Origin of the sequence: Methylobacterium hispanicum, assembly GCF_022179285.1 — a bacterium.
Classification (GTDB): domain Bacteria; phylum Pseudomonadota; class Alphaproteobacteria; order Rhizobiales; family Beijerinckiaceae; genus Methylobacterium; species Methylobacterium hispanicum.
On sequence record NZ_BPQO01000003.1, the window covers coordinates 1 to 15,390 of the forward strand.

Genomic DNA, 15,390 nt, shown 5'->3' on the forward strand with positions numbered 1-15,390 from the left:
GCATAGCTATGTACGGACGGGATAACCGCTGAAGGCATCTAAGCGGGAAACCCCCCTCGAAACGAGGTCTCCCTTGAGGGCCGTGGAAGACGACCACGTCGATAGGCCGGAGGTGCAAGCGCGGCAACGCGCTGAGCTGACCGGTACTAATCGCCCGACAGACTTGATCGTCTCTCGTGATCCATCGCCGCATACACCGATCCCAGCAGGATCGGCACCGATCCGCACAGGATCGGCACAGCGGTCGCAACACAAGACCAGGCCCGGCCCGCAACACGCGGACCGTCGCCCGAACCTGCTTGCCGAACGATTGGGTCTCCCGCCGTCGCCGAACCCTGCGACAGCGAACGTCCCAAAAGAACCTGTGCTTGGCCGGTCTGGTGGCCTGAGCGGTGTGCCCAGAACCCGATCCCATCTCGAACTCGGCCGTTAAACACACCAGCGCCCATGGTACTGTGTCTCAAGACACGGGAGAGTCGGTCGCCGCCAGACCCGCCAAACACAGGACAGACACACCCCCTCGACACGATGCAGAACACCCTGGCGCGGGGTGGAGCAGCCCGGTAGCTCGTCAGGCTCATAACCTGAAGGTCGTTGGTTCAAATCCAACCCCCGCAACCAAATCCGAACGGCCCGTCCTCTCCAGAGGGCGGGCCGTTCGCATGTCCGGAGCATGCCATGCGAACCCTGCGCGTCATCGGGATCGGTACGGGCAATCCCGAGCACCTGACCTTGCAGGCGGTGCGGGCGCTCGCCGACGTCGACGCGGTGTTCGCCCTCGACAAGGGCGCCGAGACGGCGGACCTGCTGGCGCTGCGGCGGGCGATCTGCGCCGAGCACATCCGCAAGCCCTACCGCTTCGTCGCCGCCGAGGATCCGCCGCGGGACCGGCGTCCGGCCGATTACGGCGGCACGGTCGAGGCATGGCACGCCGCGCGCGCGGAACTCCTCGAAAGGCTGATCCGGGACAATCTCGGGGCAGGGGAGGTAGGGGCCTTCCTGGTCTGGGGGGACCCTTCCCTCTACGACAGCACCCTGCGCATCCTGGAGCGCATCCGGACCCGCGGCACCCTGCCCTTCACCTGCGCGGTGGTGCCCGGCATCACCAGCGTGCAGGCGCTGACGGCGGCGCATCGGATCCTGCTGAATCGGATCGGCGCGGACGTGGCGATCACCACGGGCCGCAACCTCGCGGACGGGGTGCTGCCGGCCGACAGCACCGTGGTGATGCTCGACGGCGATCCCGCTTTCGACCATCTCGACCCGGAGCTGACGATCTACTGGGGCGCCTATCTGGGCTCGCCAGACGAGATCCTGCTCGCCGGCCGGCTCGGCACGGTCGGCCCGGAGATCCGGCGGCTGCGCGCCGAGGCCCGCGCCCGCCACGGCTGGATCATGGACACCTACCTGCTGCGCAAGCCCTAGGTCCCGGTTTCGAAAGGCCAAGGCCTTTCGCGGGTCCAGGGCAGCGCCCTGGTTCTTGGCCGCCGCCCGGTGTGGCTGCGCCACCTCAGGGCTCCGCCCCGAGGCCCCGCCAAAGGGCGAAGCCCTTTGGAAACCCGGATCGGGGCCGTAAACGGCGCCCATGCTGCAGCTCAGGGATTATCAGCGCGCGAGCCTCGACGCGCTCCAGGCGGCGTGGAGTGGGGCAGGGGGGGCAGCGATCCGGGACGGGCTGATCGTGCTGCCGACCGGGGCCGGCAAGGCCCTGGTGATCGCGGCCCTCGCCCGCGAGACCCTGGAGCGGGAGCCTGGGGCCCGCATCGTCGTCGTGACGCACAGCCGCGAGCTGATCGCGCAGAACCACCGCGAGCTCGTGGGCTACTGGCCGGAGGCGCCGGCCGGCATCTTCTCGGCCGGGCTCGGGCGGCGCGAGGCGGGTGCGCAGGTTCTGGTCTGCGGCATCCAGTCGGTCTGGGACAAGCTCGGCGCGGTCGGCCCGCGCGACCTCGTCGTCGTGGACGAGGCCCACCTGATCCCGCGCGCCGCCGAGACCCGCTACGGGCGCTTCCTCGGCGGCCTGCGCGCGCTGCGGCCGGAGATGCGCGTCGTCGGCTTCACGGCGACCCCCTACCGGCTCGACAGCGGGCGCCTCGACGAGGGGCAGGGCTCCCTGTTCGAGCGCATCGTCTACGAGGCGAATGTCGGCGACCTGATCCAGCGGGGCTGGCTCAGCCCCCTGCTCTCGAAGGCGACGCTGACCGCCCTCGACGTCAGCGGCGTCGGGCGGCGCGGGGGCGACTACATCCCGAGCCAGCTCGAGGCCGCGGTGAACCAGGACTGGATCACCCGCGCGGCGGTCGAGGAGATGGTCGGCTACGGCCGGGACCGGCGGGCCTGGCTCGCCTTCTGCGCCGGCGTCGCCCACGCGGAGGCCGTGCGCGACGCGGTGCGGGCGGAAGGGTTCTCCTGCGAGGCGATCTCCGGCGAGACGCCGCGGCGGGCGCGCGACCGGCTGGTCCAGAGCTTTCGCGAGGGGCGGATCCGCTGCCTCACCTCGGTCGGGGTGCTGGCCACCGGCTTCAACGTGCCGGAGGTCGATCTCGTCGCCCTGCTCCGTCCGACCCAGAGCACCGGGCTCTACGTGCAGCAGGTCGGCCGGGCGCTGCGGCGGGCCCCGGGCAAGGTGGACGCGCTGATCCTCGACTATGCGGGGCTGGTGCGGATGCACGGGCCGGTCGACATCGTCACGGCGCGCACCGCCGCTGAGGTGCGGGGGCGGGAAGGGGCGGTGCGGGCCAAGCCCTGCCCCGGCTGCGGCGCGCTGATCGCCCTCAATGCCTCGACCTGCGAGGCCTGCTGGGTCGAGCCCGAGGCCGAGGAGGACGCGGAGGCCAAGCACGAGGCGGCGGCCGAGGACGCCCTGCCGATCCTCTCCGAGCGGGTCACGGCGGCGCTCCGCGCCGCGGACGGCTGGCAGCCGGTGCGCGCCTGGCATCTCGCCACCGAGCCCGCGGGCCTCGCGGTGGAACTCGCCTGCCCTGGCGGCCCGCGGCGGATCCGGCTGGCGCTGGAGGGCAGCGGCTACGCCCGGGAGAAGGCGGTGCTGTGGTGGCGCGGCCTCGGCGGCGGGCGCGACGCGCCACTCAGCGCCGCCGAGGCGATCGAGCGCCGGGACGAGCTGGAACGACCGGACGCGGTCCGGGTGCGGCAGGCCGGACGGCTCAGCGTGGAGGTGGCGCTGCGCTTTCCCGACGGGCGCGTCTTCACCGATACGCGGCGGGTGGAGGATCTGGCGGCTTGACCGGGGAGGGGGCTTTCCGGGACGACAGGCGCGCCCTCGCCGACATGGGCGGGCGCTGTTTCGGCCGGGAACGTTTGTATATACGATCTCGTATAGACGTCGACGGGGCATCTCGTGGCGCGGACCCGCATCTTCCAGTCCGGAAACAGCCAAACGGCAGGCTGCGCGCGGATCTGGCGGCGGCCGGACGTCTCATCGGCGGCAACGACCTCTGGATCGCAGCACACGCACGCGGGGCGGACCTGGCGCTGGTGACGAACAACGTCGGAGAGTTCGAGTGCGTGGACGGCCTCAGGATCGAGGATTGGACGATCGACATGGCGTGAGGCCCGGGGCTGAAGGCCGACACGACCGGGGAGGGTGCCCCGAAGGCCCCTCGCCTCAGGGCCGGCCCTGCCCGCCCGGCACGTCCGGCCGGAAGAACAGGCCGGCCTTCAGGCTGTCGCCGATCCGGTGGGCGCGTTCAGTCAGCGCTGCGGCGATCTCGGGCGGGAATCGCTCGGCCGCCGTCGCCTCGAACAGGCCGAGCCAGCGGGCGAAATGGGCGGGCTCCAGCCCGCCGAGGGCCTGATGCTTGCCGAAGGGGTTGCCCTTGTAGCGGCCGGTCTTCAGCAGCACCGAGGACCAGAAGTCCCGGATCGTCGCCATGTGGCGCGGCCAGGCGGCGTCCGGGACCGCCGCGGCGAAGACCGGGCCGATCAGCGGGTCCTGCCGCACGCGGGCGTAGAAGGCGTCGAGGAAGGCGGCGAGGGCGGCCTCGTCGAGGATCGGGTCGGGCATCGGCATCTGGCATGCCACGGTAGGACGGCGGGCATCAAGGCTCCGGACCAGCCGAGGCAGGCCCCCTCACCCGGTCGGATCGGCCCTTATGTTCCATAATATATCTTATGCGAACGAAGTTTCCGGCGGCGGACCCTGGCCGCGTGCCGGATCGCCAACCTACCCCCGGCCCGGCTTGACGCTTCTTTAACTCTCCTGCCGCAGGCTCCCGCGAATGGCCGATCACCCGGCATCGGATCCGCGACGAATCCGCCAGCGCATGCCCGAGGATGCCTTGCTCCGCCCTGCCCCGGTGCCCTGCATCGACGGGCCCGTCTCCGCCTTCGCGGCGACCGGGCCGGCGGCCCTGGCGCACTGGCATCGGGTGTTCGAGCAGGCTTCCGCGACCGCCCGGGTCGGGCTGTGGGAATGCCGCCTCTCCGACGAGGCGCTGTCATGGAGCGGCGCCGTCTACGACCTCTTCGGGCTTCGCCGCGGTGCCCCCCTGCGGCGCGGCGCCATCCTCGAATGCTACGCGCCGGGCTCGCTGGACCGCCTGCAGCGCCTGCGCCGGACCGCCATCCGGACGCGCACCGGCTTCCGGTTCGACGCCGAGATCGTCGCCAGGACGGGCGAGCGGCGCTGGATCCGGCTCACCGCCGCGGTCGCCTGCGAGAACGGGACACCGGCGCGACTCTACGGGATGAAGCAGGACGTCACCGCCGAGCTGTCCGAGGCGCAGCGCCTGCGCACGCTCGCCGAGCGGGACACGATGACGGGCCTTGCCAACCGCGCCCTGTTCGAGCAGCGGCTCGCGGCCGCCGCGGGCGGCCCGGCAGGTGCGGCGCTGCTCCTCGTCGACCTCGACGGGTTCAAGCAGATCAACGACGGCCACGGCCATGCCGCGGGCGACCTCTGCCTGGTCGAGTCGGGCGCGCGCCTCGCCCGCATCTGCGTCGCCGCGGAACTCGTGGCGCGGATCGGGGGCGACGAGTTCGTCGTGCTGCTCAAGGACGAGCGTGACCGGGATGCGCCGGAACGCCTCGCCGACCGGATCATCGCGGCGCTCAACAAGCCCATCTGGCGGGACGGCCAGAGCTTCCGCCTGGGCGCCTCGGTCGGGATCGCCCGCAGCGGGGGCTGCACCGGTCCCGAATGGCTCGCGCGCGCGGACCAGGCCCTCTACGCGGCCAAGGCAGCGGGCCGCAACACGTTCCGGAGCTTCGACCGGTACGGCGGCGCCTCGGCGGGGCCGGGGCGCCGCATCCCTCCTGAGGCACGCATCTGGATCGGGTGAGGGCGGCTTTCGGGCCCCTGCCCCGCCCAGGCGCCGCCGTGCAGATCAGCGCACCGAGACCTTCACGTCCGACTCGTAGCCCGATCCGTCGGCGTTGATCACGAGGAGGCGGAAGGTGTCGACGCCCTCGAATCCCGCCTCCGGCTCGTAGGTCAGGCGCGTGCCCGGCACCTTGCGGCCGTTGCAGGCGGCGAGCGGCGAGCCGGGCCCGTAGCGGGGGAAGGACTCGGCCGCCTCGACGGTCAGCTGCCCGCGCGCGGGTGGCGTCAGGGTGCGGACCACCACGGGGCCGATCACCGAGCAGTCCGGGTTGAGCGAGGCGTAGAAGGCGATGGCCCGCGCCTCGCCCTTCGGCACCACGCGCAGCAGCGGGAAGTTCGGGATGGTCTGTGGCGGAGGCGGAGGCGGAGGCGGAGCGGGCAGGGCCTGGGCGGCCGCCGGAGGGCTCGTGTCCGAGAGGGCCGGGGCCGGCAGGAGCGCGGCCGCGAGGGCAAGGAGCAGGGCCGGGGGCACGAATCAACTCCGCGATGGCTCGGGGAAGCCTAGCAGGCCGCGCCGCCGCGGACACGTCACCGGAGCGCGACCGGGGAGGGCAGACCCGCCCGCGGGCCGTCGCCCGTCTCGCCCCCCTCCCCGGCCGCCCGGCCGGGACCGGGCTCCATCCCCCTGCCCTGCGGGTCCCCCCCGAACCGGGCGAAGCGCAGCGCGAGGCCCGGCAGGATCAGCAGGTTCAGCACCGTCGAGCTGACGAGGCCGCCGAGGATCACGATGGCCATCGGGCCCTCGATCTCGCGGCCGGGCTCGCCCGCCCCCAGCGCCAGCGGCATCAGGCCGAGCCCCGTCACCAGCGAGGTCATCAGGATCGGCACCAGCCGGTCGGCCGCGCCGAGGATCGCGGTGCCCTCCGTCCAGGGCCGGCCCTCCACCGTCACCAGATGCTCGTAGTGGGCGATCATCATGATGGTGTTGCGCAAGGAGATGCCGAACAGCGTCACGAAGCCGACGATCGAGCCGAGCGAGAGCACGCCGCCGGTGGCCGCGACCGCCGCGACGCCGCCCACGAAGGCCAGCGGCAGGTTGACCAGGACGAGTGCGAGGTTGGCGCCGGAGCCCGTCACGACGGCGAGCAGCAGCACGATGCCGAGGCCGGCCGCGCCCGAGGCGATGAGCAGGTCGCGCCGGGCCTGGGTCTGCGCTTCCGCCGAGCCCGCGAAGGCGACGTAGACGCCCTCGGGCAGTTGCACCTCCTTGGCGATCTTGCGCTTGGCCGCCGCCACGAAGCCGGCAATGTCCCGCCCCACCACGTTCGCGGTCACCGCCTGGACCCGCTGCGCGCCCTGATGCTGCACCTGGTAGCGGCCGGTGGTCTCGTAGATGTCGGCGACCTGGGCGAGGCGGATGTAGCGCCCGCCGGGCGTGCGCAGGGGCAACTCACCCAGGCCCGAGAGCCGGCCGCGCGCCCGCTCGTCGAGGTTCACCAGCACGTTGAACACCGCGTTGCCCACGTAGGTCTGGCCGACCACGTCGCCCTGGTAGGCGGTGCGCACCGTCTCCAGCACCTCGATCGCGTCGAGGCCCCAGTGGCGCAGGTCCGCCGGGCGCAAGCTCGCGGTGATCTGCGGCATGCCGGCGGGCGAGGCCTGCTGCACGTCGCGGGCGCCGCGCACCTCGGCGAGTTCCCGCGCGACCGCGCGCGCCGCCGCCTCGATCCGGTCGAGGTCGTTGCCCACGAGGTTGACCACCACGGGCGCGGTGTAGCCGGAGACCGTCTCCTCGATCCGCTCGGTCAGGAAGGTCTTGAGCGAGAAGGCGGCGCCGGGAAAACCCGCCGCGAGCGCCCGGATCCGCGCCTCGACCCTCCGCTGGGCGGCGCCGTCGAGCCCTTGATCGAGATCGACGTGGATCTCGCTGTAATGCGTGCCCGCCGTGTCCTGGCCGGCCTCGGCCCGGCCGATCTGTGCGGCCACCGCGCGGATGCCGGGGATCTGCCGGAGCTCCGCGGTGATCTGGACGCCGAGGCGCTGCGATTCCTGCAGGGACGTGCCGGGCGCGCCGGCCATGTGCAGGATCAGGTGGCCCTCCTTCAGGTCGGGCAGGAAGGTGCCGCCGAGCGTCGGCAGGAGCGCCGCGCCGCCGAGCGTGACGAGCGCCGCGCCTGCGATCACCGCCCGCGGATGGCGGCCGATCCGGGCCAGCAGGGCGCCGTAGCGGGCGCGCGACCAGACCATCAGTGGGGGTTCGCGCGGCTCGCGGACCCCATCCTCTGCCCCATCCTCTGCCCTTTGCCCTCTCCTGCCGAGGAGCAGCAGGGCGAGCGCCGGCGTCACCGTGAGGGCGACGCCGAGGGAGGCCAGCACCGCGAAGATGTAGGCCAGCGCCAGCGGGCCGAAGAGCCGGCCCGCGACGCCCGAGAGCGCCAGCACCGGCAGGAAGACCAAGAGCACGGCGACGGTGGCGTAGGCGACGGCCGTGCGCACCTCCAGGACCGCGTCGAGCACGATGCGGGCGGCGGGCGTCCGGTCGCCGGCGAGCCGCCGCTCGCGCAGGCGCCGGACCACGTTCTCGACGCCGATCACCGCGTCGTCCACCACCTCGCCGATGGCGATGGCGAGGCCGCCGAGCGTCATGGTGTTGAGGCTCTCGCCCGCCGCCATCAGGGCGAGCACCGCGGCGACCAGCGAGAGCGGGATCGCGACCGCGCTGATCAGGCTGGTGCGCCAGTCGGCCAGGAACACGAACAGCACGATCACCACGAGCGCGCCGCCCAGGCCCAGCGCCTGCAGCACGTGGTCGTTGGCGACGGCGACGAAGTTCGCGGGCCGGAACAGGTCGGGCCTGAGCACGACCCCTGCGCGGGCGAGTGCGGGGGCGAGGTCGGCGAGCGCGGCCTCCGTCCGGGCGGTGACCTCCAGGGTGTTGGCCCCGATCTGCGCGCCGACCATCAGCAGCACGCCGGGCTTGCCGTCGATCAGCGCGGCGCTGATCGGCGGCTCGGGCGCGACCCGGACGGTCGCCACGTCCGCCAGCACCACGCTGGCGCCGCCCTCGTTGATGAGGACGGTGCGGCCGAGCACCTCCGGGTCGAGGGCCTGCCCCTCCGTGCGCAGCACCACGCGCTGGTTCGGCGTGTCGACGAAGCCGGCGCCGCGCACGCCGGTCGCCTTGCGGGCGGAGGCCACCACGTCGTTGAGGCCGACCCGGAAGCGCACGAGGTCGTTGGGGCGCACCTGAACCTGGAGGGAGCGCACCCCGCCGCCGTAGACCGAGACCTGGGCGACGCCCGGCACCGCGAGCAGGCGCTGGCGCACGGTCCAGTCGGCGACCGTGCGCAGGTCGAGATCGTCGCGGCTCTCCGAGGTCAGGCCGACGAGGAGCACCGTGCCGGTCGAGGAGGTCAGCGGCGTGATGGCGGGCGCCATCACCCCCTGCGGCAGGCGGCCGGCGAGCGCCGCGATCCGCTCGCCGACGCGCTGGCGCACCCGGTCGATGTCGCTGCCCGACCGGAAGGTCGCGGTGATCACCGAGAGGCCCTGGATCGAGGAGGAGCGCAGGGCCTCCAGCCCCGGAAGCCCGTTGACCGCCACCTCGACGGCCTGGGTGACCAGCACCTCGACCTGCTCCGGATCGAGCCCCGGCGCCTCGGTCTGGATCACCACGGTGGGCGGGGCGAATTCCGGGAAGACGTCGTACTTGGCGCGTGACAGGCCGTAGAGGCCGAGCACGAGGAGCGCGCAGGCCAGCGTCAGCACCACCCGGGGCAGGCGGACCGAGAACCCGACCAGGGCCGCCTGCAAGCCCTCCCGTGGTGCGCGCGGCTCAGTCATCGTCGTCGCCCGCGACGCGGATCTGGCTCTTCAGCTCCTCCGAGAGCAGCGCCTGCCCGCCCCGGAGCACGATCTCGGTGCCGTCGGGCAGGCCCTCGACCACGTAGGAATCGTCCGACATCGGCGGGTCGGTGCGGATCGGGTGGCGCACGTAGGCCCCGCCTTGGCCGCTCCCTGGAGCGCCCTCCCCGATTGCGCGGTAGACCCAGGTGCCGCCCTGCCCGTGCACCACCGCGTCCTCGGGCACCAGCACGCCCGTCACCGCGCGCTCCGCGGGCAGGAAGGCCAGCGTGCTCATGCCGGGCAGGAGGCCGCCCTCGCCCGAGACGAGGTAGTAGAAGCTCTGGCCCTGGATGCGCGGGTCGGTGCGCGGGGCGGGCCCGACGAGGCGTAAGGCAACCCGCGCGCTCTGCGGCGGCACCTCCGCGAAGGCCGCCTCCGGGGCCGCGCTCAGGGACTCGCCCGGCGGCAGCGTCACCTGCATCAGGAAATCGGCGCGCTCGATCAGCCGGGTGACGGCGGGCGCGCGCTCGACGATGGCCTTCCCGATCACCGCCCCCCATTCCTGCTGGGCGGTGGCGGCGAGGGTGCGGACTTGCGATTCCGCCGCCGTCAGCGCGGCCGCGTCGGTCTGGTAGGTGCCCTCGGCGGTCTCGACCTGCACGGTGGTGGCGTATTGCCCGAGGTTCCGCGCCCGGCGCGAGGCGCTGCCCGAGACCTCGGCCCGCGCCCGCGCCTGCTGCAGCTGCGCCCGCGCGCTGGCATAGGCGTTGGTCAGCTCGGTCACCCGGGCGAGGTCGAGCACGAGGCCGTAGGCCTGCAGCTCCTGCCGGTGGGGGAGGGCGCGGCGGATCTCCGTCACCAGCCCGATCCGGGCGCGCTCCTCGGGCGCGAGGCGCACCACCGTGCGGCCGTCCTCGACCGCCGTGCGGGATGCGGGCAGCGGTGCCTGGACGGGCGGGGCCGTGAGCGCGAAGACGTCGGCGGTGCGGGCGCGCAGCGCCGCGCCGGTCTCGGTGAGGAAGGCGGCGCCCGCCAATCCCCCGGCCAGGAGGGCCGCGCCCGCGAGAAGCACGGGGCGTCTGCGCCTCTGGAACACCGCAACCCTCCCCGCCGCGACAGGACCGGACCGCCCTCCCCCGCGGGATCCGGCGTGGCCATTGCCACTTTTGCCCGGTTTTTTCGACCGGATCTACCCGGATCCTATCCCGGCAGCGGCACCGCGAGGTGGAAATGCGCGCCCGGCCCGTCGCGCGGCGTGGTCAGCGTCGCGCCGAGCTGGCGGCCGAGGTTCGCGATCACCCGCATGCCGAGGCTGCGGGTGGCCCGGGCGATGTCGAAATCCTCCGGCAGGCCGACGCCGTCATCGGCGACGTCGAGGACGAGCCGGCCCTCCGCCAGCGCCGTGCGCACCCGGATCTCGCCGCCCGCCGGGCGGCTCGCCTCCGGATAGGCGTACTTGATCGCGTTGGTGACGAGTTCGTTGACGAGGAGCCCGATCGGGATCGCGAGGTCGGCCGCGATGCGCAGGGGCGCGACCGTGCAGACGAGGCGGTGGCGCGGCGCGCCGCTCTGCAGGTTCGCCGTCAGGGTCTGTAGGAAGGGCGCGAGGTCGATCTCGCCGGGGACCGCATCGCCCTCCCCGTCGCCCTGGCGCCAGAGCTGGTCGTGCACGCCCGCGATCGCCTCGACGCGGCTGCGCGCGTCGATGAGGGCTGCCCGCACCGCCTCGCCGTCCGGGCCGGCTTCCGCGCTGCGGGCCTGGAGCGCCAGCAGGCTCGCCACGATGGCGAGGCTGTTCTTGACCCGGTGGCTCATCTCGCGGGCGAGCAGGTCCTGCCGGGCGAGCGCCGCCCGCAGCAGGCTCTCGGTGCGCTGGCGCTCGATGGCGCCGCCCAGCAGGTTGGCGAAGCCCTGCATGAAGGCGATGTCGGCCTCGCCGAACATGCCCTCGCGGGTGTCGTCCACCTCCAGCACCCCGAAGGCGCCGTCGCGGTTCTCGATCAGCACGTTGATCGCCCGGCGGATGCCGTGCTCGGCCATGAGCTGGGGCGTGCGGAAGCGCGTCTCCTCGGCGAGGTGGTTCGAGATCACCGGGCGCCCGGTCTTCAGGGCGAAGCCCGCGGGCGAGGCGAGGTCGGCCCCGACGCGGGCGCGCCCGATCACGTCCGGCGCCCAGCCGATGCCGGCGCGCACCAAGAGCGTGTCCTCGGCCCGCAGGTATTCGAGCGCCTTGCAGAACTGCGCGCCCATCCCCTCGGCGCAGAGCTCGGCCGCGCGCTGGAGCAGGACGTCGACGTCGTCGCCGCGCAGGGCCTCGACGCCGAATTCGGAGAGGATCGCCTGCTGGCGCAGACGGAGGGAGAGATCCGCAGAGCACGTATCCATGACGGGCGGACCTTTAGCAGGAAGTGCCGCATGGTGCGACGCGGTCCGCGGCGGACGATCTCGCGAACGGCCCTTGCACGGTCTTCCGCGTCCCTTCGACGCTGCAGCCTCCGGCTCCCTCGCCCGTTGACGGGCCGACCACAGGAGGAGGCGCGACCATGGCCGACGGCACGCAGGGACTTTCCGACAAGGCACTCTCGATCTTCGCCTTCGCGGCCTACCATCGTCTGCTCAGCGGCGAGCGCGTCTCCTCGGTGATCCGGCGGGACGGGGCCGGCCACGAGGCCGACCCGGACGGCGTGGCCGAGCTGGAGCGCCGGGGGCTCGCCAGCGCGAGCGAGACCAGCATCGATCTCACCGAGGCGGCGCAGGACTTCACCGAGACGCTGGTCGAGGCGATGCGGCGCGCCGCGGGCGCGTAGCCGCCGACCGTCCGGGCGCCCGGCGGGGATGGCCCGGATCCGTTGCGCCGAACGGGGCGGCTGCCGATGCGTCCGCGGGGCGCGCCGCCGGCCCGCGCCTGTCCGAAGCGCGCGAGGGCCCCGCGACCCGCATGCCGCGGACGGAGCGTACCGTTCCGCCCAAGCATCGCATCGGCGACGGCGCCCGCTCCGTCCGGATGCGGCGGCCATGCTCGGCGTCCGCGCGTCGCAACCCGGGCCGACGCCTGACTATTCGCCCGTTCAAAGCCGCTAGTATACTGGCATTTCATTATGCCAGCGCGGTGCCGTGCGCGCGCGCGCACCCTCGCGGCGCGAACATCCCCGCCTCCGAATGTCGAGAATCCCTTGCTCCCGCGGGGGGTTGTGCCGTTGCGTGACCGGCCGCTCTTTTGCCGGACCTAGTAGCGGCCCGCCTCGGCGGCCGAGTCATCCTGCGGCGCAGACGCGCATGGTGACGGCGATGTGCGCTGATCCACCCGAATGAACCTTGGATCAGGATTAAAACTTGAAGTATATTGGGGTGTCTTACCGCACAAACACAAGATAAAATCCGATATAGACCTCTCTCGTCGGCGGCGATCACCAACGATCGACGCAACTGATCGCACGAAGAGGATGGATTATCATGATGAAGCGCATCGTTACGACTGTCGCCATGGCCGCCGCCCTTGGTCTGCCGCTGGCCGCTCAGGCCGGCGAGGGCGGGGGCGGGGAGCGCATGGTGGCCGGCGGGGGCCACATGAGCAGCTTCGTCAACGACCCCTACCACGACCCCCGCTCCGCCTACTCGCAGCGCCAGGGCAGCGGTCAGATCCTCGGCGCGCCGATGCTGCACGAGCCCGCCCCCGTCGTCGCCCGCCGCAACGTCGTGTCGCCGGCCTGGGCCGCGGGCTGGTCCAAGCGTCCGGCGCGCTGATCCCAGCCGGCGATGCGGCGCACGACGTTCAGGCCTGCATCGCGGCGAGAGGGCCGCCCATCCAAGTCCTGCGATGGCACTTTCGCGATTTTCGAAAGTATCCGTCGCCCATCGTGATCATGCGGCGCGCCAAGATGCGCGATCTCTCGCACAAAGCGCCGCGCGTCACCGTCGACCTTCTCGCACAACGAGGATCTCACGTGGACAACATCATCCAGGGTATCTCGACCTTCAAGGGCCAGATCTTTCCCGGACAGCAGCAGATGTATCAGCGCCTGGTCCGGGACGGGCAGAGCCCGAAAGCCCTGATCATCGCCTGCGCGGATTCCCGCGTCTCGCCCGAGCACATCACGCAAGCCGGGCCCGGCGAGCTGTTCGTCTGCCGCAACGCCGGCAACATCGTGCCCCCGTTCACGCAGCAGAACGGCGGCGTCTCCTCGGCGATCGAGTACGCGGTCGTGGCGCTCGGCGTGCGCGACATCGTGGTCTGCGGCCATTCCGATTGCGGCGCCATGAAGGGGCTGATGACGCCCGAGGCGCTGGGCAGGATGCCGAGCGTCGCCGCCTGGCTGCGCCACGCCGCGGCCGCCGAGCGCATCGTCTGCGAGGCCTACCCGGCCGGGATGGACCCGAAGGAGCACCACCGGGCACTCGCCCTGGAGAACGTGATGGTGCAGCTCGCCAACCTGCGCACTCATCCGAGCGTCGCCGCCGCGCTCGCCAAGGGCGAGCTGACGCTGCACGGCTGGTTCTTCGAGATCGAGAGCGGCGAGTTGCTCGCCTACGACGGCGAGGCCGCCCGCTTCGTGCCGCTCGGGGACGAAGCCGACCTGCCCGTCGCCCAGGCCTCGCTGACCCGCCGGGTCGCGGAGCCGGACTACCGGACCGCCCCCGTCGCCGCCGCCTGAGGACAGGTCCATGCAGGCACTGTCCCGATCCGTGTCCCGATTCCTGCCGGCGGGCGCGCGCGCGAACCTCGCGCGTGGAAATCTCGCCAGCGATTTGCCCGCCTCCGTCGTCGTCTTCCTGGTCGCCCTGCCGCTCTGCATGGGCATCGCCATCGCGTCGGGCGTGCCGCCCGAGCGCGGCCTGATCACCGGCATCGTCGGCGGCATCGTCGTCGGGCTCATCGCCGGCTCGCCCCTCCAGGTCAGCGGGCCGGCAGCCGGCCTCGCCGTCATCGTGTTCGAGTTCGTGCGCCAGCACGGGCTCGACGTGCTGGGTCCGGTGCTGGTGCTGGCGGGCGCCTTCCAGCTCCTGTTCGGGGCGCTCCGGGTCGGCGGCTGGTTCCGGGCGATCTCGCCGGCCGTGGTGCACGGGATGCTCGCCGGCATCGGCGTGCTGATCGTGCTGGCCCAGATCCACGTGCTCACCGACGCGATGCCGCAGGCCAGCGGCCTCGACAACCTCGTGGCGATCCCGGCCGCCTTCTTCAACTTCGTCTCCGGCGAGGGCAACCGCTTCGGCGCGGTCGCGGTGGGGCTCGCCACCATCGTGGCGATGATCGGCTGGGAACGCCTGCGGCCGGCGAGCCTCCGGGTGCTGCCGGGCGCGCTGGTCGGCGTGCTCGCGGGCACGCTCGTGGCCACGCTCGGCGCGATGGACGTCAAGCGCGTCGAGGTGCCGGACGCGATCCTCGCCAGCATCGCGCTCCCCACCGCGGAGCTGTGGGGGCGGCTCGCCGAGCCGACGCTGATCGTGATGGCGCTGACCATCGCGGTGATCGCCAGCGCCGAGAGCCTGCTGTCGGCGGCCGCCGTCGACCGCATGCACGACGGGCCGCGCACGCAGTACAACCGCGAGCTCGGCGCGCAGGGCGTGGGCAACGTGATCTGCGGGTTCCTCGGCGGCCTGCCGATGACCGGCGTGATCGTGCGCTCCTCGGCCAACGTCCAGTCGGGGGCGAAGACCCGGGCCTCCACGGTGCTGCACGGCACCTGGATCCTGGCCTTCCTGCTCCTCCTGCCCTTCGTGCTGAAGCTGGTGCCGACGGCGGCGCTCGCGGGCATCCTCGTGGTCACCGGCTGGCGCCTCGCGAGCCCGGCCCACGCGCTGCACCTGCACGAGCGCTACGGCCTCGTCACGGCCGGGATCTGGCTCGCCACCCTGCTCACCGTGGTGCTGGTGGACCTGCTCTCGGGCGTGCTGACCGGTCTCGCGCTCAGCCTGGTCCAGGCGATCCCGGCGCTCCGCAAGGGGCCGCTGAAGATCGAGCACGCGGCGGCGGCCGAGCGGGCGGGCGTGCCGGAACTCAGGCTCTCGGGTGCTGCCACCTTCCTCCAGCTGCCCCGTCTCACCGAGGCGCTGGAGAAGACCCCGGTCGGCGGCGAGGTCCGGCTCTCCACCCACCGCCTCGCCCATATCGATCACACCTGCCTGGAGATGATCGAGGATTGGGCGAACCGCCGCGCCGCGGATGGGACCCGGGTCGCCGTGGTGGGCGGCTCCGGCACCCCGCACCGCAAGCTCGCCGAGGCCGTCGCCGCGGCCTGACCGAGCGAGCCCCTCCCCCGCCCGCG

General features: G+C 72.8%; 13 protein-coding genes, 1 tRNA gene and 2 rRNA genes. 11 read left to right on the forward strand and 5 right to left on the reverse strand.

Annotated elements, in window-relative coordinates:
- The 6 genes from MFF56_RS03970 to MFF56_RS03995 form a co-directional block, all read left to right on the forward strand.
- Positions 1–171, forward strand: a 23S ribosomal RNA gene (locus MFF56_RS03970); the annotation flags it as partial.
- 205 nt (positions 172–376) lie between these two features.
- Positions 377–492 (forward strand): 5S ribosomal RNA (rrf, locus tag MFF56_RS03975).
- A gap of 52 nt (positions 493–544) precedes the next feature.
- Positions 545–621 (forward strand) — tRNA-Met (locus MFF56_RS03980).
- A 57-nt stretch (positions 622–678) separates the two neighbouring features.
- On the forward strand, positions 679–1,425 hold the full coding sequence (cobF, locus tag MFF56_RS03985) for a precorrin-6A synthase (deacetylating) (protein ID WP_066926109.1): 747 nt from the start codon (positions 679–681) through the stop codon (positions 1,423–1,425).
- Positions 1,426–1,585: 160 nt separating this feature from the next.
- A complete protein-coding gene (locus tag MFF56_RS03990; protein WP_238229556.1) occupies positions 1,586–3,244 on the forward strand; it encodes a DEAD/DEAH box helicase in 1,659 nt (552 codons plus the stop codon).
- A complete protein-coding gene (locus MFF56_RS03995) occupies positions 3,241–3,570 on the forward strand; it encodes a PIN domain-containing protein (protein WP_066923371.1) in 330 nt (109 codons plus the stop codon). The genes MFF56_RS03990 and MFF56_RS03995 overlap by 4 nt, the downstream gene beginning before the upstream one ends.
- Before the next feature lie 55 nt (positions 3,571–3,625).
- Here MFF56_RS03995 and MFF56_RS04000 read toward each other — a convergent pair whose 3' ends face one another.
- Positions 3,626–4,024, reverse strand: coding sequence for a group III truncated hemoglobin (locus MFF56_RS04000; RefSeq protein ID WP_066923376.1), 399 nt, complete (start codon positions 4,022–4,024; stop codon positions 3,626–3,628).
- Between the two features lie 274 nt (positions 4,025–4,298).
- Here MFF56_RS04000 and MFF56_RS04005 point away from each other — a divergent pair, with 274 nt between their 5' ends.
- Positions 4,299–5,300: a sensor domain-containing diguanylate cyclase gene (locus MFF56_RS04005; RefSeq protein WP_156453789.1), complete on the forward strand. Its 1,002-nt coding sequence runs from the start codon at positions 4,299–4,301 to the stop codon at positions 5,298–5,300.
- A 45-nt stretch (positions 5,301–5,345) separates the two neighbouring features.
- Here MFF56_RS04005 and MFF56_RS04010 read toward each other — a convergent pair whose 3' ends face one another.
- The 4 genes from MFF56_RS04010 to MFF56_RS04025 all read right to left on the reverse strand — a co-directional run bounded on the left by MFF56_RS04010 (position 5,346) and on the right by MFF56_RS04025 (position 11,512).
- The gene (locus tag MFF56_RS04010; RefSeq protein WP_238229557.1) at positions 5,346–5,813 is read right to left on the reverse strand and encodes a hypothetical protein; all 468 of its coding nucleotides are present in this window, start codon (positions 5,811–5,813) and stop codon (positions 5,346–5,348) included.
- Positions 5,814–5,869: 56 nt separating this feature from the next.
- A complete protein-coding gene (locus MFF56_RS04015; RefSeq protein ID WP_238229558.1) occupies positions 5,870–9,124 on the reverse strand; it encodes an efflux RND transporter permease subunit in 3,255 nt (1,084 codons plus the stop codon).
- Complete coding sequence (locus MFF56_RS04020; RefSeq protein ID WP_066926658.1) at positions 9,117–10,223, reverse strand: efflux RND transporter periplasmic adaptor subunit; 1,107 nt, start codon at positions 10,221–10,223, stop codon at positions 9,117–9,119. The genes MFF56_RS04015 and MFF56_RS04020 overlap by 8 nt, the downstream gene beginning before the upstream one ends.
- A 104-nt stretch (positions 10,224–10,327) precedes the next feature.
- Entirely contained in the window at positions 10,328–11,512 is a 1,185-nt protein-coding gene (locus MFF56_RS04025) for a sensor histidine kinase (protein ID WP_066926656.1), read from the reverse strand.
- A 158-nt stretch (positions 11,513–11,670) separates the two neighbouring features.
- On the opposite strand from MFF56_RS04025, the gene MFF56_RS04030 reads away from it, so the two are divergent.
- From MFF56_RS04030 to MFF56_RS04045, 4 genes are all read left to right on the forward strand, one after another.
- Positions 11,671–11,934 carry a hypothetical protein gene (locus MFF56_RS04030; RefSeq protein ID WP_066926654.1) on the forward strand — a complete coding sequence of 88 codons (264 nt, stop codon included), beginning with the start codon at positions 11,671–11,673 and terminating at the stop codon, positions 11,932–11,934.
- A gap of 649 nt (positions 11,935–12,583) precedes the next feature.
- A complete protein-coding gene (locus MFF56_RS04035) occupies positions 12,584–12,871 on the forward strand; it encodes a hypothetical protein (protein WP_238229618.1) in 288 nt (95 codons plus the stop codon).
- Positions 12,872–13,071: 200 nt separating this feature from the next.
- Positions 13,072–13,779: a carbonic anhydrase gene (locus MFF56_RS04040; protein ID WP_066920844.1), complete on the forward strand. Its 708-nt coding sequence runs from the start codon at positions 13,072–13,074 to the stop codon at positions 13,777–13,779.
- 10 nt (positions 13,780–13,789) lie between these two features.
- A complete protein-coding gene (locus MFF56_RS04045; protein ID WP_066920846.1) occupies positions 13,790–15,364 on the forward strand; it encodes a SulP family inorganic anion transporter in 1,575 nt (524 codons plus the stop codon).
- Positions 15,365–15,390 lie beyond the last annotated feature (26 nt).